The sequence below is a fragment of the Heyndrickxia camelliae genome (assembly GCF_002844575.1).
In the GTDB taxonomy this organism is placed as follows: Bacteria; Bacillota; Bacilli; order Bacillales; family Bacillaceae_C; genus Margalitia; species Margalitia camelliae.
The window spans coordinates 201,194-219,260 of record NZ_PIQO01000004.1 but is presented as its reverse complement, the minus strand read 5'-3'; the positions used below and the strand labels follow the sequence as shown (position 1 = coordinate 219,260).

The following is an 18,067-nucleotide window of genomic DNA, read 5'->3' as shown; positions in this document are numbered from 1 at the left end:
AACAAGTATCACCCATATGCTTTTTTTATAAGGCTGTTTTCTCAAAGATTGTTGCATTTCCTATAAGAGTATAATCCTTGAAATAGATAGGATTCGCGCTCTTTTCTACATTCCGTTTTCATTAGATAGTAGAAAAATATTGTAAATAGTAACAGGTTAAAATCGGCTTTTGGATTTTAAACAAGGTTTAAGAAAAGCGCATTTATAAAATGAAGGGTAGGAGGTATTTTCAGATTTATTTAAAAACTCATAATTAGTATGATATAAAAATAGTATAACTTCATTAAACATGGAAAAGGGGAGGGGAGTCTATGTCAGCGAAAGAATTAATTCGAACACTAATTGTAGATGATGAATTGTTAATACGACAAGGAATTAAGCATTATATTGATTGGGAGAAGGAGGGCTTCCAAATCGTTGGAGAGGCTTCGAACGGTCAAGAAGCATTGGAGTTAATCGAAAAAGTGTCTCCGCATATTTTAATAACCGATATTATAATGCCTATTATGGATGGAGAGGAATTAACGAGATTAGTAAAAGAAAAATACCCTCAGATGGAGATTATTATTCTTAGTAGTTTTAGTGAATATGATTATGTTCGGTCAACATTTCAAAATGGGGTAGTGGACTATATATTAAAGCCAAAGTTGGATGCAGAAGGGCTTTTGAAGACATTAAAGACCGCTGCGAATCGAATACCATATCTGCAAAAATTAGCAATACAAGAAAATAGCAAGCTATCCATTGGTCAAAAGCTGGAAAGAATGATTTCTGGGTATGAGGTTTGTTTTGAACCAGGTGAGGTGGAAAATATGTTTCCATACCGGCATTTCTTTTTATTTGGTGCCGATGTGAACAAGATTCCCACTACCCATTTGGATATTTGTAAAAATGAGATTGAACGCATATTCCTTAAAGAATTTCCCTTTGGTACCTTTTATACTCTTTGTTTGAATCAGTCTATCATTCTTATCGTTCTTAATACAAGGTCCGAAAATAATGATAAAGTAGTTGAGATTTCCTATCATCTGGCACAGTCCATGGAGAAAGCGAAATTTGCATTAAGTGACGTTTTCGAGGAGATGAATCAAATTGGCGAGGCATACAAAACATTATTGCAGTTACTTCCATATCATTTCTATTTAAATTACATGCCATTGCTTATGGAAAGAAATCTTCCAGATCCTCCAAATCAAGTGGCTCCCTTTAATTTGGAGCAATTTACGAATGATCTTAAACTACACAATTTCGATGTAGCATTTATGTATTTATCATCCTATGCTTCCGAATTATCTAAGTGCTATACAATGGATATTTTTGAATATAAGTCCTTTATGGGCAACTGCATCTTTAACATCATTATCCTACTTGGCAATATGGATTTGGATGTGAAGGAATTGGATAAAAGAAAGTATACGTATTTTAAAAGGATAGAAGAAGCCTCATCCGCACAAGCAACTTTACAGATATTGAATGGTTTTATAGAAGCTGCGAAACAATGCATTACAGCGGTGCAAAATCACTGTTGAATTACATAAAGAATCACCACCATGAACCACTTTCGTTAACAGAAGTAGCCAAGCAATTTCATTTTAGCCCATCCTATCTTTCCAGTTATTTTTCCACCCATAACAAAGAAGGGTTTAATGAATATTTGAACCGAATTCGCATAGAGGAAGCATCTAAACTGCTTATCCAGGGAGCAGCGAGCATTTCGCAAATAAGTGCAATGGTCGGTTATTCCGATCATAGTTATTTTTGCAAAGTTTTTAAAAAAGTACAAGGTATGTCTCCTAGTCAATTTAAAAGAAAACATACAACCGTTAAGAGATGGAAAAGATGAGATGGATTCCTGTCAGCTTTAAACAACGTGGATTATTTATCAATATGTTTTTCATAACCGTTGTAATTATTGTTATTGTATCGGTTACGATTGCTTGGACCACAATCCGGATGTCAGAGAAATTTTTCTTTGGTAAATTCAGTATCATGAATGCAACAGTAATGAATCAGGTTATCGATAGCTTCGAATCATTTAATTATTCTATTGTACAAGCATCTAACAACTTTCTCACGAGTGGCACGATTAAGTCTGTATTGAGCGGAAAGCAATCCGACAGGCAAAAGATGACTTCGTTTTATACAATTGGTCAACAAATGAAACGAATCCAATCAAATTTTGTACCCTATGATATGGATATTGTGATTATGGGAATAAATGGGGTTAGTTTTTCGACCTATCAAAACTACTGGCCTATAACAGACCGCGAACTCGAAACAAGTACACTTCGCAAAAAAACTTTGGAGCAGCCGAAAAAGTTGATGTATCAGTATCATCGTTTAGACAAGCAAAAACAATATATTGTTGCCACAAGAGCGCTAATGGAACGAATTACGGAAAAAATTTATGGATCCATGTACTTTGCTATTTCAGAAAAAGAAATTAGGAAGTTCTATACAAGCTACACAAGTCCGGGGAATAATGTTTATCTCGTCGACAAAACCGGATTGATCGTCTCCAGTAATCAGTCAAAGCTAATTGGTCAAAAATCAAGAGATTTTTTGGACTATGCTGCTAAATTAAAAAACAGCTCTCAAAAATATATTGTTGGAAAATTTATGGGGAAGGATCAAGTTATCTTAATGAATTATCTGCCTTCCTTTGATATGTATCTCTTTAATATTATTGATAAGCAAACGGCATTTGGAGATTTAATCGATTCAAAGGAAATCACGTTGATTTTAATGGGGATTGTCCTACTTGCCTTACTAATAGTATTCTTTGCGTCCAGAAGATTGACTAATTCCTTATCGATCTTAGTAAGGCAAATTAGCAATGTCTCCAAAAATAATTTTGATCAGTATGTTGCGGTTACGGGTACCTATGAAACGAAGCAAATTGGGAATGCATTTAATTCCATGCTGGATGAATTACATGAATATGTAGAGCAATTAATGCTTTCCCAAAAGCAACAGCGGCATGCGGAACTAGCTGCTTTGCAACAGCAAATTAATCCGCATTTTTTGTACAATACATTAGCATCGATAAAGTTTTTGGTAAAGCAGAGGGGAAAAGAAGATTCGGAAGCAATTATTAATGCTTTAATTTCGTTATTGCAAAATACGATTGGAAATGTAAGTGAAACCATCACCATTGAACAGGAATTGGACAATTTGAAAAACTATGTGCTCATCAATCAAATGCGCTATGGGAACCGTATACAAGTTAATTATTTTGTGGGGCTAGATTGTAAGCATGTTCAAATACCAAAATTAATATTACAGCCATTTATAGAAAATTCCTTTTTTCATGGATTTAATCAAAAGCAGGAAGGAACCATTAATGTTCTTATTTGGCGCGACAATGAACTGCTAAAATGTGAAGTGACGGATAATGGGGATGGAATGAGCCCCATAGACGAAAAACTCCCGAAAACAAAGCGCAAACAGCAACTATTCTCTGGAATAGGAGTTCGAAATGTTCATGAAAGGATCCAGCTAATTTATGGGGAACCCTACGGAGTCAAGATTACAAGTAAGCCAGGGGAAGGTACTAAAGTCCTAATCACCATACCTTGCCAATCATAAAAAAATACTAAAATCTAAAAATAGTTCAAATAGGTCTTGAAAGCGAATTCATTTTTATAAAAAATTACTATTTTTCATAAAAATCATCCTAACATTTTCCTTCATTACGGTGTTACCATAATTATCACAGGAAGTTAGCGCTTACATTACGAATATGGGGGAATTTTAATGAAAAAAATACTAGCACTCTTTATTGCATGTATGCTGCTATTGACAGCTTGTTCTTCGGGTTCAAGTGAAAAGTCATCGAGTGAAAGTAAGGATGTAAAAGAAATTACAGTATGGGCATGGGATCCAAACTTTAATATTAAAGCGATGGAAATTGCAAAAGACGTATATAAAGACGTCGATTCCAAACTTAAGATTAAGGTTGTAGAGATGGCACAAGATGATATTGTTCAAAAATTAAATACAACTTTAAGCTCTGGTTCTACGAAAGGCTTGCCGAATATTGTTTTAATTGAAGATTATCGTTCCCAAGGGTTTTTGAAATCATATCCTGATATGTTTTATGATTTGACCGGCACTTATAAAACAGATGATTTTGCTTCCTATAAAGTGGCTGCCAATACTTTAAGCGGCAAAAATTACGGAGTTCCATTCGATTCAGGTGTTACCGGGCTGTATGTACGAACTGACTATTTACAAAAAGCAGGTTACTCAGTAAATGACTTACAAAATATTGATTGGGACAAATAGATCGAAATTGGTAAGAAAATAAAAAAAGCTACTGGAAAACAAATGCTCACACAGGATCCAAAAGATCTTGGTCTTATTCGTATGATGATTCAGTCAAGTGGTTCCTGGTATGTAAAGGATGATGGACAAACACCAGATATTGCCGATAATGCCGCATTAAAAGATGCTTTTCAAACTTATAAAAAAATCGTTGATGCAGATATTGTTAAGCCAAATTCTGATTGGAGCCAGTTCGTTGCCGCATTTAATAGTGGAGCGGTCGCAAGTGTTCCAACTGGAAACTGGATTACACCGTCTGTAAAAGCACAAGCCAATCAAGCAGGCAAATGGGCAGTAGTACCACTTCCAAAACTTGCTGGTATTTCCACCTCTGTCAATGCATCTAATTTAGGAGGAAGCTCTTGGTATGTACTTAATGTACCCGGTAAGGAAAAAGCCGCTGACTTTTTAGCAAAGACATTTGGTTCTAATGTTGATTTCTATCAATCTTTAGTTAAAGAAATTGGCGCAATCGGTACTTATAAGCCTGCAGCAGATAGTGAAGCATATAAGGCAACAGATGATTTCTTTGGGGGACAAAAGATTATCTCTAATTTCGCAAGCTGGACTGGAAATATCCCTCAAGTAAACTATGGCTTGCATACTTATGAAATCGAGGATATTTTGGCTGCTTCCATGCAGGACTACTTAAAAGGAAAAGATCTGGAAAAAGTCCTGCAAGATGCACAGAAACAAGCAGAAGAACAAATTAAATAACTACTTAAAATCGGTAAAATAGGCTATTTTCAGAAATTGTTTTAGAGAATTAGCCTTGGAAACTGCTGGCTAGTCTACTAATGGAAATAGAGGCGGCGGTTTCCAAGGCTATTTGTATAGGGAGTGGAACGTATGATACCAGCGAAAGCAAATCAACATCTCTATTTAGCGAAAAATTCCGGTCGAAAACTTCGGATGAAAAAAGGGCTGATTGGTTGGTCTTTTATTGCTATAGCAACGATATTAATTTGTTTGTTTTATTTTTATCCGATGATCCAGGCACTCATCATGTCCTTTCATTCAGGTAATGGATTGAATCAAACCTTTGTGGGTTTGGATAATTATGTTCGATTAGTAAAAGACCCCGTGTTTCTTACGACCTTAAAGAATACGGTGATTTATTTAATTATTCAAGTTCCCATCATGATTATACTAGCTATGTTTCTATCAGTTTTATTAAATAATAAAAAATTGAGATTAAAAGGGGTCTATCGTACAGCAATATTTTTGCCCTGTGTTACATCACTTGTTGCCTATTCTGTTATCTTTAAGTACTTATTCGGCCAGGATGGCATTATCAATTTATTCCTTTCTAAGCTTTCACTGATTTCAGAACCAATACCATGGCTAACAGATCCTTTTTTAGCTAAGATTGCCATTATTATTGCGATTACCTGGAGATGGACGGGGTATAATATGATTTTCTTTTTATCTGCCCTTCAAAATGTGGATGAATCTATCTATGAAGCAGCAAGAATGGACGGTGCCTCTTCCGTTCAACAGCTCTTTAGGATTACTGTACCTATGTTAAAACCAATCATTTTATTTACTTCGATAACATCTACAATTGGTACACTTCAGCTATTTGATGAAGTCATGAATATTACAAAGGGAGGACCGGCAAATGCGACAATGACGATTTCTCAATATATTTATAATTTGTCCTTTAAATATACTCCCGATTTTGGTTATGCAGCTACCGTTTCCTATTCTATTGTTATCTTAATCATATTCTTCTCATTCATACAGTTCAGAGTGGCAGGTGATAAACATGAATAATTGGAAACATATGTTAAACTATGTTGTCTTAACAATTGCTGCTATTATTTCGGTTTTCCCATTTATATGGATGATTGTTAGCGCAACGAATAAATCGGTCGATGTTACGGCAGGTAGATTATTGCCAGGAAACCAGTTTGTGCAAAATTTCCATCATCTTTTGGAAAGAGCAGAACTCGGAACCGCCTTAATAAACTCAGCTAAAATCTCGGTTATCACGACGGTACTTGCATTACTGATTGCGTCGCTTGCAGGATATGGATTTGAAATTTTTAAAAGTAAATTCAAAGATATCGTTTTTAATATATTGCTGCTATCAATGATGATCCCGTTTGCAGCATTAATGGTTCCTTTATTTAAGATGTTTGGGACCATTACTCAAACAGTTCCAGCGTTTGGTATTGATACACATACAGCTGTTATTCTCCCGACTATTACGACTGCTTTCCTTATTTTCTTTTTTCGTCAAAGCACGAAGATGTTTCCTAAGGAAATACTTGAAGCTGGAAGAATGGACGGATTAACGGAGTTTGGAATTTTCTTTAGAATTTATATTCCAACCATGAAAACAAGCTATGCTGCTGCAGCCATTATTACGTTCACATCCTCTTGGAATAGTTATTTATGGCCATTGGTTATATTACAAACTCCAGAGAATCAAACAATTCCATTATTAATATCCAATCTCGGGTCCAGTTACGCTCCTGATTATGGAATGATCATGACGGCAATCGTTATCGCTACCCTACCTGCAGCACTTATCTTCTTTATTATGCAAAAACATTTTGTAGCTGGAATGATGGGTTCTGTCAAATAAATTTTAAAGAAAAAGGTGATTAAGATGGTAACAAGTCCAGATATTCATTGGCTATCAGACGTCAAAGTCTATGCAGTTAACCGGATTAAGGCTCATTCAAATCATTCGTACTATGAAACAATGGAGGAAGCGAAAAATGCGGGTCCGATGCCAATGCGTTATGGATTAAATGGATATTGGAAATTTCATTATTCTGTGAATCCTGGAAGTAGGCCCAAAAATTTTTTTCAATTCGAATTTAACTGCTCTAATTGGGGAGACATTCAAGTACCAGAGCATATTCAACTGCAGGGTTACGGGAAACCTCAATATGTAAATACCATGTATCCTTGGGACGGTATTCATTCAATTCGGCCACCGGAAGTTCCAGAGGATGATAATCCGGTCGGAAGTTATGTGCGGTATTTTGATTTACCGAAAAATATGCAGGATAGATCTGTATTTATTTCTTTCCAGGGAGTAGAATCAGCCTTTTTTGTGTGGCTGAATGGAGAATTTGTCGGTTATAGCGAGGACTCCTTTACTCCATCAGAATTTGAATTAACGCCGTATCTTCAGGATCACGATAATAAACTGGCTGTGGAGGTTTACCAAAGAAGTACAGGAAGTTGGTTGGAAGACCAAGATTTTTGGCGATTCTCAGGGATATTTCGTGATGTATATCTTTATACTATTCCTGACATTCATATAAGCGATGTCAAAGTTGTAACCGATTTAAATTCTACTTTTTCAAAAGGGATACTGAAGCTAGATTTAACTTTATCATCAGCAGAGGAAGCTAAAATAGTTGGAGATTTATATGATGCTAGCGGAACATTGGTAGCTCGAACAGCAGAAAATCAAAATGCTAATGAAAAAAGATTCATAAGCTGTTCACTGAAATCACCAAAGCTATGGAGTGCAGAAAAACCATATTTATATAAGCTCTATATTCAAGTATTTAAAAAAGACGAAAGTTTAGTAGAAGTAGTACCAGTAAACATTGGATTCCGTAAATTCGAGCTAGTTAATAAGATAATGAAACTGAACGGGGAACGTATTGTCTTCAAAGGGGTGAATCGCCACGAATTTAATTGTCGAAGGGGCCGATCTATCACAAAAGAAGATATGCTTTGGGATATAAAAACGATGAAGCAGAACAATATTAACGCCGTTCGTACCTCTCATTACCCTAATCAAAGTGAATGGTACGATTTATGTGATCAATATGGAATTTATGTAATAGATGAGATGAACTTGGAAACACATGGATCTTGGCAAAAAATAGGGGCAATTGAGCCTTCATGGAACATACCAGGAAACAAATCAGAGTGGCAAGATATTGTTTTAGACCGTGCTATTTCGATGTATGAGCGCGATAAAAACCATCCATCTATTTTAATTTGGTCATGTGGGAATGAATCATATGCAGGGGAGGTCATTTTAAATGTTTCTCGCTACTTTAAATCGGTAGATTCCTCCCGGCTTGTCCACTATGAGGGAGTTTTTCATAACCGAGATTTTGATGATACCAGTGATATAGAAAGCCGAATGTATGCAAAACCTGCAGAAATTGTAAAATATTTATCGAAAAATCCTAATAAGCCTTATATTAGCTGTGAATACATGCACGCGATGGGAAACTCCCTTGGCGGTATGAAAAAATATACAGACTTAGAACGAAAATACGCAATGTATCAAGGCGGATTTATATGGGATTTTATCGACCAGGCGCTGGTGAAGAAAGACCGATATGGAAAGGAATTTCTAGCATATGGCGGAGATTTTGATGATCGTCCTACCGATTACGGTTTTTGTACAAATGGTATTGTCTACGCAAACCGTAAGCCGTCACCAAAGATGCAGGAAGTAAAATATTTATATCAAAATTTGAAATTACTTCCTGATCGGGAGGGTATAACCATATGGAACGAAAACCTATTTTCGGATACTTCGGAATATGATTTGGAATATATCCTTTATCATGAAGGGAAAGAATTATTTCGAGATATTCTGCAAGTGAGTGTAGCGCCATTGAACGATGGAGGGGCAGTGTTTAAGTGGCCCAATAATATTTTCAGGTTTGAAGGAGAATATTGCATTCATGTTTTAGCTAGATTAAAAGAAGACAGCCTTTGGGCAGCTGCAGGATACGAAATCGCATTTGGAGAGTATGTTTTTACGGAAAAGGAAAATCAAAAATCATCGATTCCGACTGGAAACTTTAAAGTAGTTCACGGTGATGTTAACATTGGCATTCACGGAAAAGAATTCTCCATCTTATTTTCTAAACAAGTAGGGAGTATTATTTCCTTAAACTATTTTGGAAATGAGATGATTTCTACACCAATTACGCCGCTATTCTGGAGAGCCACTACAGATAATGACAGGGGTTTTTCTCAAGGATATAATTCAGGTGTTTGGTATGCAGCGAGTTTAGCAAGAAAATGTATCAATATAGAAGTTACAGAAGGTCAGGGGTTTACTCGCATAGTATTTACGTATAAGTTTTCTATTCTTGCTGAAATAGAAGTTAACACTATTTACACTGTGTATCCAGACGGAAGTATTTATGTAAATGCAATTTATCATGGAGCAGATCATCTTCCGCAGATGCCTATATTCGCCCTTACATTTAAAGTCCCAGCTGATTATCATTTGCTGGAATGGTATGCAAAGGGACCGGAGGAAAACTATTCTGACCGGTGTAATGGAGCAAAACTAGGAATATTTAATAATTGCGTTTCCAACAATTTATCCGAATATATTATGCCGCAGGAATCCGGTAATCGAACAGGGGTCAGACGGGTTAGTGTTAAAAACAGGGATGGATTTGGACTCAAGCTATCAGCCGTTACGGAACCACTGGAATGTAATTTTTCCCCTTATACAGCGTTTGAACTGGAAAATGCCCTGCACCATTATGAATTACCAAATATTCACTATACGGTTGTAACAGTTGGAAAGCAAATGGGTGTTGGCGGAGATGACAGCTGGGGTGCACCGGTTCATCATGAATACCTAATTCATTCGCATCAGGACTTAGCCTTTGATTTTATGTTGAAGCCGATTCATCCATTTGTAAGTGAATAAAAAAATATAGCAAGCCTTACGGTTGAAAGGCTTGCTATATTTTAGATTCCATTCAAGATCATGCAGTAATTACTCCAAAAATCTAATTTTCCCTCGCAACTTTCCCTAATGTATGAATGACATGCGCTGTACAAACAATCCCACTTAAAAAATTATGTATTTTAATATTTTCATTAGGAGAATGATTCCCTTGATCGAAATTTGCATAAGGAACGATGACAGATGGGAGTTCCAGTATTTTTGTCCATACATAGTTAGGAAGAGAGCCGCCCATTGCTGGTTGAATAAGTGGTTCTGTATGAAAGGCTTGATGAACTGCTTGAGCAACTGTTTTAACCACTTCCAATTCCGCATTTGTACGTGAAGGTTCCATCGATCCTAAATATGTTACTTGTACATCTGGAGCATGAAGGGAAACATGTGCTTTAATTTTATTAAAGATATCTATTGGATCCTGATTTACTACTAATCGGATATCCATTTTCAAACGTGCAGTGGATGGGATAATGGTTTTGATGCCTTCGCCTGTATATCCACTTTCGACACCACAAATATTAAAGGTAGGCTCCATTGTTAATTTTCGATAGTAGGTTTCGCCACTCATCTCTAATTGGGGATAACCAATTTTCTCTCCAACACTTTTTTTATCAAAAGGCAGTTTCTTTAGTAATTGTTTTTCGTACTCTGTCAAAGGAAGAATATTGTCATAAAATCCTTCGATTAACACTTTGCCATTTTTGTCTCTCATAGTTTCGAGAAGGTCTAATAATTTCCAGACAGGGTTTGGGACAATATTGCCATTGTTCCCTGAATGGTTGTCACGGTCTGCGCCCTTTGCTTCAAGTTCAATCGCAAGCATTCCTCTCACACCTAACAGGATGGTAGGGGAGCCGCTTTCATGCAAAGAACCGTCTGATGTATAAACTAAATCGGCTTTTAGCAATTCTTTATGTTGTTCTACGAAGGAGGCTAAATGAATACTGCCGATTTCTTCTTCTCCTTCAAAAACAAATTTTAAATTGATTGGCATTTTGCCCATTGTTTCTAAATACGTTTTTACGCCTAGAAGCTGGGCTACTAACTGTCCTTTATTGTCACCAGCACCTCTAGCATAGATTCTTGCATTACGGATCTCTGGTTCAAATGGATTAGATTCCCATTTTTCTAAAGGCTCCGGAGGCTGAACATCATAATGACCGTAGATTAAAAGGGTAAAAGTATTGGCAGGATCCATAAGTTCACCAAATACAACTGGATGTCCTTCTGTTTCAATGAGTTGTGTCGTAATTCCAAGTTCCTTCATCATTTCCATAACAAGGTTTGCACAATCTACTACACCATCGTTTTGAGCACTAATACTTTTCTGCCGTAGTAAAGTATAAAGTGGATCTAAGAATTCAAGTTGATTAGCAGATACAAAATCTCTTATTTTTTCTATGCTCATCTATTAGCACTCCTTTTCTTTGGTATGTCTTTCATTATATACATAATATTCTAAGGATGTATAATAGTTAGATTATTGTTTTTTATTACAAAAGAATTTCTCCTAAGAAATGAGGCACAATAGTAGCAAATAACTTTAGGGAGGCCCTTATAAAAAAAGATCATCTGACTGGAAGTTTACATCAGAACACAGAAGAAGTATTGGAAATTAGTTCAACTGGATATGGATTGGAATCTGTAGTAAAAGAACCGGATAAAGAGAATCCAGCATCCCAAAGGAAGGACAATCCCTCCAATTGTGGTGGCTTATAGACTGCTGAAAATTAATGAATCACATATTGAATGACACGACATGGAATGATCGTGTCATTTTTTGGTTTACCTGCCTGAATGCTTAAAATAACCTTTATCTCTGTGATATAGGATTAATGCAATGAATAAAATCCCTGCTGCAATCCATATCGATGTATTGCCTAAATGATTAGTCGAAATCGTTCCCATTAATGCACCCAATAAAAAACAAAAGATGATGATAAAAAACTTCTTACATTTTTCTTCTGCTTCGTCATCATTATGAATCAATGCAGAATAAGCAGCTTGAGAGGCGGTTCGCAGATTTCCGGTAGTCATGGTTGAATTGTACGACCATTTATCTAGTTTGTTGAAAGTAGAAATTTGCACCGATGATACAAAGGCAATACATACTGTTACCACTACATTAGGTATATTGCTCGGCAAAAATCCGACAATTATTAATACCATACATTCAAGCAAAAGTATAGCACGTCGATAGCTATATAACCATTCTCTAAGACGTGATGTTTTTACGATTTCTGCTATCAAAACACCGAGAAAAAAAGCCATGATTGGGGGAAGATAAATAAAAGAATGTTTCCAATCGCCACTTGCCACTTTTATCGCGAGCAAGACGATGTTGCCCGTTTGAGCATTCGCAAATACCCCGTCTCTGCTGATATACGTATAGGTATCCAAAAATCCACCTACGATAGCTAACAAAGAACCAAGCAGAATAGAATTGGATGCAAGGGAGGGAATGACGTTTTGGCTACGAGTCATTATCGTGTCTCCTTCAGAATAGGCGGTTTCTCTTTACTAATAATCATGCCCTCGTGAAAGAGTTTCTATTTTTAATTTTTAGGAAAAGAAGGGGATATTATAGGACTTATTTATCATATCGGTATCTTTTGTAAAAGGAGAAGAAATATGAAGAAACAGGAGCAAAACTCAGCATCTGCAAGCGAATTATTAGCAATGGAGAGAACCAAGCTGGCTAATATTCGCACCTTATTAGCTTACATTCGAACATCCTTAGCATTCTTTGCCGCTTCTGCTGCATTAATTCAGTTTTTTGATAAAAACGTAAAACTAGAAATTACGGCGTACATTTCCATTACTTTTGGAGTCATTTTGCTTATTATCGGGTTTATACATTATTATCGTTCAAATAAATGGATCAAAGTCATTAATAGGCTTAAATAATAAAAGAGGAGCAATATAAACAAGAAGAACTGGAACTTGTGTGGTAATCGACTTTTCTGTAGTCCATATGTTTGAGGAAGATACTAATCTGTTTTATCTACCAATTATTTGAGTTTAATGTATTAATGGCCGATCTAAAGAAAGGAGGAACATCAATCGTCCCTCTGTGAAAGTTAATGTATATTAGTCATTCAAAAGATGATTTAGGATTCTATTAGGTTCGTCAAAGAATTGCTTCATAATCTGAAAATGATGGGTTTCTTCTAATTTCTTTTCTTGTATTCCTTCTTCACTCAATTCATAAATAACCGAGTTTGGATAGGCCATGATAATAGGGGAGTGGGTAGCGATAATGAATTGTGATTTTTCATTTATTAAATCATGAATTCTTGTAATCATGGACATTTGTCTTAAAGGGGAAAGGGCTGCTTCCGGTTCATCTAGTATGTAAATTCCCTCTTCACCAAAACGATGAAGAAAAGTCGAGAAAAATGCCTCTCCGTGTGATTGTTCATGTAGAGATTTACCACCAAAGGAGTCAATTATCCTTGGACCTCCGGGCATACTGTCTAATTCTTCAATGTTTGTTGCCACATTATAAAAGCTTTCTGCTCTTAGGAAGAACCCATTTTTTGGTTTGTTTACTCCTTTTATAATTTTAATATAGTCAGTTAAGTCAGAGTGTGACTCATATGTTGAAAAATGGAAGTTAAACGAACCACCTTCTGGATTAAAGCCCAAAGCAACCGCAATTGCCTCCAATAATGTTGATTTTCCCATACCATTTTCCCCAATAAGATATGTAACCTTAGGATGGAATGGTAATTGCTCCAAATTTATAAAACTTGGAAGATTAAATGGATATTGTTTAAATGAAGGAACTATATCTCTTTTTAAAATCACACTTCTAATAAAGGGAGAATCTATCATTATGTTTTGCACCACCTTTGTCCAATACTTATGCTATTATAGCACAAGGTTAGCCTTTAAATGGAAAATTTTAGAGAGACCGTAAAACGATTGTGAACACAAGGAAAATCAAAAAAGTATTAAACTTCCCTCAGTATTGAATCTTTTCATTATTACCATTTATAACATGATTACAACTTTTTCTATATATATTGTCGGATTTGAACAGGTGTTATAAACTTATCAAGTCTAAAAAAATGATCCTTGTATAATATCAGATGGATGGTCTGATAGTTTCTACCCGGCAGCCATAATTGTCGGACTACAGGGAAGTGTGAATAAACTAAGATATAAACATGCAAACTATTTCCTTAGATACTAATTTTTTTAAATGAGTGTATCGAAATAGGTTCTTTGCAGCTCTTATGGTTTCATGCTTCAGTCTGTGGCGGGGTGAAAAGGGGCTTTGTACAGGGAATCCTATTAAGGAGTTGTTTACATGTTTTTTTTATTGAATATATTAGGAATCCTAATTGTATTTGGTCTTGTATTTCTTGGTTCTCCAAGTAAAAGAAAAGTAAAGTGGAGACCCATAATCAGTTTAATCATAGTAGAACTGCTTATTACTTGGTTTATGCTGGGAACCAAAATCGGGATTTGGGTTATCGATAAAATTGCATCGTTTTTTACTTTTCTCATATCTAGTGCCAACGAAGGAATCTCTTTTGCTTTCCCATCCGTAATGGCAAACCCTACTGTTGATTTTTTCTTTAGTGCCTTAATGCCAATTATCTTCATCATTACATTCTTTGATATTTTAAGTTACTTTGGAATTTTAACGTGGATAATTGATAAAGTAGGTTGGGTGATTTCAAAAGTTTCAGGCTTACCTAAGCTAGAAAGCTTCTTTTCCCTGCAAATGATGTTCCTTGGTAATACAGAAGCCTTAGCTGTTATCCGACAGCAGCTCTCCGTTTTAAAGGAAAAAAGACTGCTTACCTTTGGAATCATGAGTATGAGCAGTATTAGTGGGTCGATCATCGGAGCTTATCTAAGCATGGTTCCTGGAGAGTATGTCTTTGCAGCGATTCCTTTAAATTGTTTAAATGCTTTATTGCTCTCAAGTGTTTTAAATCCTATTGATGTTGCGAAAGAAGAAGATGTTGTTTACGTTCCGTCTAAAAAAGAACGTAAAGATTTCTTCTCTACCATTTCCAATAGTATGCTTGTCGGTATGCGCATGGTTATTGTGATTTTAGCTATGATTGTTGGCTATGTTGCATTAACCGCTTGTGCTAATGGAATTTTAGGATTTATTGTCCATGGCTTAACTGTTCAAAAAATATTCTCCTTTATTTTTAGTCCTTTTGCTTATTTACTTGGATTATCTGGCCATGATGCTATGTATGTGGCGCAACTCATGGGAATTAAATTATCCACCAACGAATTTGTAGCAATGATGGATTTAAAGAAACATATACATTCCTTGCCTCCTCATACCGTTGCTGTTGCGACAACCTTTTTGACTTCTTTTGCTAATTTCAGCACGGTTGGGATGATTTACGGAGCTATTAGTTCGATTATGGGAGAAGAAAAGTCTAGTATCATTGGAAAAAATGTTTGGAGACTTTTAGTGAGCGGTGTGGCTGTTTCCCTATTGAGTGCAATGTTTGTCGGTTTGTTCGTTTGGTAAAGAGGGGAGGTCCCCTTAGAATCGCCACAGATTTCAATCTGTGGCTTTTTTTATAGACAGGATTGGAACATCGACCAATATCCAAATACGTCTATAGAGAATAAAAATGAGCAAATTCAGACAGATACGTTGTGAAAAATTCATTGATACTAGTTTTAATGCCTTTCCAATAGTTAAAAAGGCAACATACCTTATTACTAATTAGTGAAAAGGTATTGAAATGAAAAACGAATGTGTTGTAACTGGATTGATGGAGAAGATGGTTGGCGGTAAAATCGAATACCATCTAATCATGGTGTAAGGGAGGTTGTTTATATGGGCTTTGGTTTTTGTGGCGGAGGCTACGGCGGAGGCTATGGATATGGCGGAGGCTATGGTGCTGGTGCCGGCTTCGCGCTTATCGTAGTATTGTTCATACTCCTCATTATCGTTGGAGCAGTATGTTGGGCGTAAGTTAAAATGAATGGATAAAAGCTACCTTACCTTTTCACTTAAGATCTGAATCTATTTTTGGGTTCAGATCTATTTTTATACATAATGATTTTCCGTCATATGTAATAACCAAAGAGGATTATTTGAATATAAAGTTGAACTTATTAGATAGCCGTTCAATAAGAATAAATTCTTGCCCTTTATTTTGGTTCTGTTTCTTTATTTTCTCAGACAAGCTAATACAGTGGTTAGTTCCTAATAATTTTTCAATATGGGATGAAAGATAGTGGTGTACTTTCATCCGATTTGTCTGCAACTGTTTCCTTCTTATTATTTCTATATAAATCTAAAGAAAGACCTATTTTATTTCATATATCTCACTTTTAATTACTTTTATTGCCAATTTGGAGTGGATTTTTAAGAATTTTAACGGTCTCTAATTTCGTTATATGTGGCTAAAATGGCTATTTAGGAAAAATAACAGATACTGGGTTTTGACACATATACACCTAAAACAGAAGATTGAAAATGTCTAATAATAAATTTACAAATAATAATAATTAACATAGTTCAGCATATAAAGGAAAATGGGCTATGTTCGTTGGTATAATAATCATGTATCCAGAATAAACAATAAGAGTGATATTAAGTCATTTCGTATGTAGATACCCAGTACGTAGTCTGTATGACAGTCATACATAACAAAAATTATTATAAATGATTAAATCAGGGGAGATTCATTTTGCATAGAAACAAAGAGTTGCATACATTTTTATTGACAAAAGCATCTAGTTTTACAGAACAGTGGTATGATTCTTTAGATAAAAGTGATCCATCAGGGGTATATTCTTCTGAAAATCCTGATGTTATAAATGATTTAAAAAAACAAAACTATGATTTCCACATACATCTTTGTGAGGTTTTTGTGAAAGAGGAAAGCATATTTCTGGAGGATTTTCAAAAGTGGATTCACACCATAGCGCAAGATCCGCATCACCTAAATACACCTATTCAATATATAATAAGAGAATTTTTTAGGGTACGGGAGCAATATCTTTCTTTTATAAAGGAATTCGTGGCGATACACGAGGGTACATTTACTACTGAAATGATAGATAGATGGAATAATATAATTATTAAAGCATTCGATAAAGTGATTCTAAGTTTTGTAGAAGAACATCAATATTATGCAGAACAACGATTATTGGCTCAACAGGAATTGATACAAGAATTGAGTTGTCCAGTTATTGCGCTTTATAACAATACAGCTATGCTTCCTCTTGTAGGTGAAATTGATACGAGACGAGCAAAGTTCATGATAGACAATACGTTAAAGCAATGTGTCAAATTGGGTGTTGAGCTTCTAGTCATTGATTTGTCAGGTGTGGTTATGATTGATACAATGGTTGCTCAACAAATTTTTCATCTGGTAACAGCATTAAAATTAATAGGGATTAAAACCATTTTATCAGGGATTAGACCTGAAATAGCACAAACAGCTGTTCAGCTAGGACTGGATTTCCGTAATGTGGAGACTTATGCAACCCTAAATCAAGCACTAAGTTCGATGTCATAACTTCCATGCTTATTGGCAGATTTCGGCTTTAAGACAGTTCTAAGAGAACATAGCCAACAAATCTACTTCTGTTTCAGTAACACTAATTCTAATCAGGCTATCTGTCAATGTGATAGCAGTTTAAGTCATTTATATAATTCAATTCCTCTGTTTAAGATATTGGATTTTCTTAAATCAGAACTTTCTTGTTGTATTGCAGCGTTTTTCTACAGGACTTTTGATTTGAAAATTTGGAGCATATTTACTTTTCTACCAGAGCTTCTGTTTATGATTTTTCAAAATATGATGTTTTATAGACACAAAATAGAATATTACTGAAAGGATCAGAATTAAATTTTTTAATGTAAGGTACTTGTTATACTGTAACGAAAAAGAGCCCAGTTTCCCTATATTTAAAAGGGAAACTGGGCTCTTTAATATTGAAATTTCCTTAACGTTATGAAACTCAGTTTCCGTCCTTGAATAGAAAAGCAGGGAGTCTTTTTCCTGCTAAAATGCATTAACATATTTGAATAGCGTTTTG

General features: G+C 35.5%; 13 protein-coding genes, 1 pseudogene and 1 riboswitch. Of the genes and pseudogenes, 11 read left to right on the top strand and 3 right to left on the bottom strand.

What is annotated here, in order from left to right:
• The first annotated feature begins 311 nt into the window (after positions 1–311).
• From CWO92_RS08185 to lacZ, 7 genes and pseudogenes are all read left to right on the top strand, one after another.
• The gene (locus CWO92_RS08185; RefSeq protein ID WP_101353726.1) at positions 312–1,529 is read left to right on the top strand and encodes a response regulator; all 1,218 of its coding nucleotides are present in this window, start codon (positions 312–314) and stop codon (positions 1,527–1,529) included.
• Positions 1,526–1,843 carry a helix-turn-helix transcriptional regulator gene (locus tag CWO92_RS08180; RefSeq protein WP_165786638.1) on the top strand — a complete coding sequence of 106 codons (318 nt, stop codon included), beginning with the start codon at positions 1,526–1,528 and terminating at the stop codon, positions 1,841–1,843. Before CWO92_RS08185 ends, CWO92_RS08180 begins: the two co-directional genes overlap by 4 nt.
• Positions 1,840–3,588 carry a sensor histidine kinase gene (locus tag CWO92_RS08175; RefSeq protein ID WP_235851579.1) on the top strand — a complete coding sequence of 583 codons (1,749 nt, stop codon included), beginning with the start codon at positions 1,840–1,842 and terminating at the stop codon, positions 3,586–3,588. The genes CWO92_RS08180 and CWO92_RS08175 overlap by 4 nt, the downstream gene beginning before the upstream one ends.
• Before the next feature lie 168 nt (positions 3,589–3,756).
• A pseudogene (locus CWO92_RS08170) lies at positions 3,757–5,043 on the top strand (ABC transporter substrate-binding protein).
• A 132-nt stretch (positions 5,044–5,175) separates the two neighbouring features.
• Positions 5,176–6,102 carry a carbohydrate ABC transporter permease gene (locus tag CWO92_RS08165; RefSeq protein WP_101353723.1) on the top strand — a complete coding sequence of 309 codons (927 nt, stop codon included), beginning with the start codon at positions 5,176–5,178 and terminating at the stop codon, positions 6,100–6,102.
• Entirely contained in the window at positions 6,095–6,919 is an 825-nt protein-coding gene (locus CWO92_RS08160; RefSeq protein ID WP_101353722.1) for a carbohydrate ABC transporter permease, read from the top strand. Before CWO92_RS08165 ends, CWO92_RS08160 begins: the two co-directional genes overlap by 8 nt.
• 24 nt (positions 6,920–6,943) lie before the next feature.
• On the top strand, positions 6,944–9,991 hold the full coding sequence (gene lacZ / locus CWO92_RS08155) for a beta-galactosidase, LacZ type (protein WP_101353721.1): 3,048 nt from the start codon (positions 6,944–6,946) through the stop codon (positions 9,989–9,991).
• A gap of 82 nt (positions 9,992–10,073) precedes the next feature.
• Here the strand turns inward: lacZ and CWO92_RS08150 are convergent, their stop codons facing one another.
• Positions 10,074–11,435: a M20/M25/M40 family metallo-hydrolase gene (locus tag CWO92_RS08150; RefSeq protein ID WP_101353720.1), complete on the bottom strand. Its 1,362-nt coding sequence runs from the start codon at positions 11,433–11,435 to the stop codon at positions 10,074–10,076.
• A gap of 377 nt (positions 11,436–11,812) precedes the next feature.
• Positions 11,813–12,511: a YoaK family protein gene (locus CWO92_RS08145; RefSeq protein ID WP_101353719.1), complete on the bottom strand. Its 699-nt coding sequence runs from the start codon at positions 12,509–12,511 to the stop codon at positions 11,813–11,815.
• A gap of 147 nt (positions 12,512–12,658) precedes the next feature.
• Between CWO92_RS08145 and CWO92_RS08140 the strand changes: the two genes are divergently transcribed.
• Positions 12,659–12,934, top strand: a complete 276-nt coding sequence (locus tag CWO92_RS08140; RefSeq protein ID WP_101353718.1) for a DUF202 domain-containing protein — start codon at positions 12,659–12,661, stop codon at positions 12,932–12,934.
• A gap of 183 nt (positions 12,935–13,117) precedes the next feature.
• Here CWO92_RS08140 and CWO92_RS08135 read toward each other — a convergent pair whose 3' ends face one another.
• Positions 13,118–13,864, bottom strand: a complete 747-nt coding sequence (locus tag CWO92_RS08135; protein ID WP_101353717.1) for an AAA family ATPase — start codon at positions 13,862–13,864, stop codon at positions 13,118–13,120.
• Between the two features lie 223 nt (positions 13,865–14,087).
• Positions 14,088–14,188, top strand: a riboswitch (purine riboswitch).
• Between the two features lie 154 nt (positions 14,189–14,342).
• Between CWO92_RS08135 and CWO92_RS08130 the strand changes: the two genes are divergently transcribed.
• The 3 genes from CWO92_RS08130 to CWO92_RS08120 all read left to right on the top strand — a co-directional run bounded on the left by CWO92_RS08130 (position 14,343) and on the right by CWO92_RS08120 (position 17,544).
• Positions 14,343–15,536: a nucleoside transporter C-terminal domain-containing protein gene (locus CWO92_RS08130; RefSeq protein WP_101353716.1), complete on the top strand. Its 1,194-nt coding sequence runs from the start codon at positions 14,343–14,345 to the stop codon at positions 15,534–15,536.
• 315 nt (positions 15,537–15,851) lie between these two features.
• Positions 15,852–15,989 (top strand): sporulation protein YjcZ, encoded by a 138-nt coding sequence (gene yjcZ / locus CWO92_RS08125; RefSeq protein ID WP_101353715.1) that lies wholly within the window; start codon positions 15,852–15,854, stop codon positions 15,987–15,989.
• A gap of 721 nt (positions 15,990–16,710) precedes the next feature.
• On the top strand, positions 16,711–17,544 hold the full coding sequence (locus tag CWO92_RS08120) for an STAS domain-containing protein (protein ID WP_101353714.1): 834 nt from the start codon (positions 16,711–16,713) through the stop codon (positions 17,542–17,544).
• Positions 17,545–18,067 lie beyond the last annotated feature (523 nt).

Bases quoted from the DNA above. Each gene is read 5' to 3' on its own strand.
- lacZ (WP_101353721.1), top strand. From the start codon at position 6,944: ATGGTAACAAGTCCAGATATTCATTGGCTATCAGACGTCAAAGTCTAT.
- yjcZ (WP_101353715.1), top strand. From the start codon at position 15,852: ATGGGCTTTGGTTTTTGTGGCGGAGGCTACGGCGGAGGCTATGGATAT.
- CWO92_RS08145 (WP_101353719.1), bottom strand. From the start codon at position 12,511: ATGACTCGTAGCCAAAACGTCATTCCCTCCCTTGCATCCAATTCTATT.
- CWO92_RS08175 (WP_235851579.1), top strand. From the start codon at position 1,840: ATGAGATGGATTCCTGTCAGCTTTAAACAACGTGGATTATTTATCAAT.
- CWO92_RS08135 (WP_101353717.1), bottom strand. From the start codon at position 13,864: ATGATAGATTCTCCCTTTATTAGAAGTGTGATTTTAAAAAGAGATATA.
- CWO92_RS08185 (WP_101353726.1), top strand. From the start codon at position 312: ATGTCAGCGAAAGAATTAATTCGAACACTAATTGTAGATGATGAATTG.
- CWO92_RS08130 (WP_101353716.1), top strand. From the start codon at position 14,343: ATGTTTTTTTTATTGAATATATTAGGAATCCTAATTGTATTTGGTCTT.
- CWO92_RS08150 (WP_101353720.1), bottom strand. From the start codon at position 11,435: ATGAGCATAGAAAAAATAAGAGATTTTGTATCTGCTAATCAACTTGAA.
- CWO92_RS08165 (WP_101353723.1), top strand. From the start codon at position 5,176: ATGATACCAGCGAAAGCAAATCAACATCTCTATTTAGCGAAAAATTCC.
- CWO92_RS08160 (WP_101353722.1), top strand. From the start codon at position 6,095: ATGAATAATTGGAAACATATGTTAAACTATGTTGTCTTAACAATTGCT.
- CWO92_RS08140 (WP_101353718.1), top strand. From the start codon at position 12,659: ATGAAGAAACAGGAGCAAAACTCAGCATCTGCAAGCGAATTATTAGCA.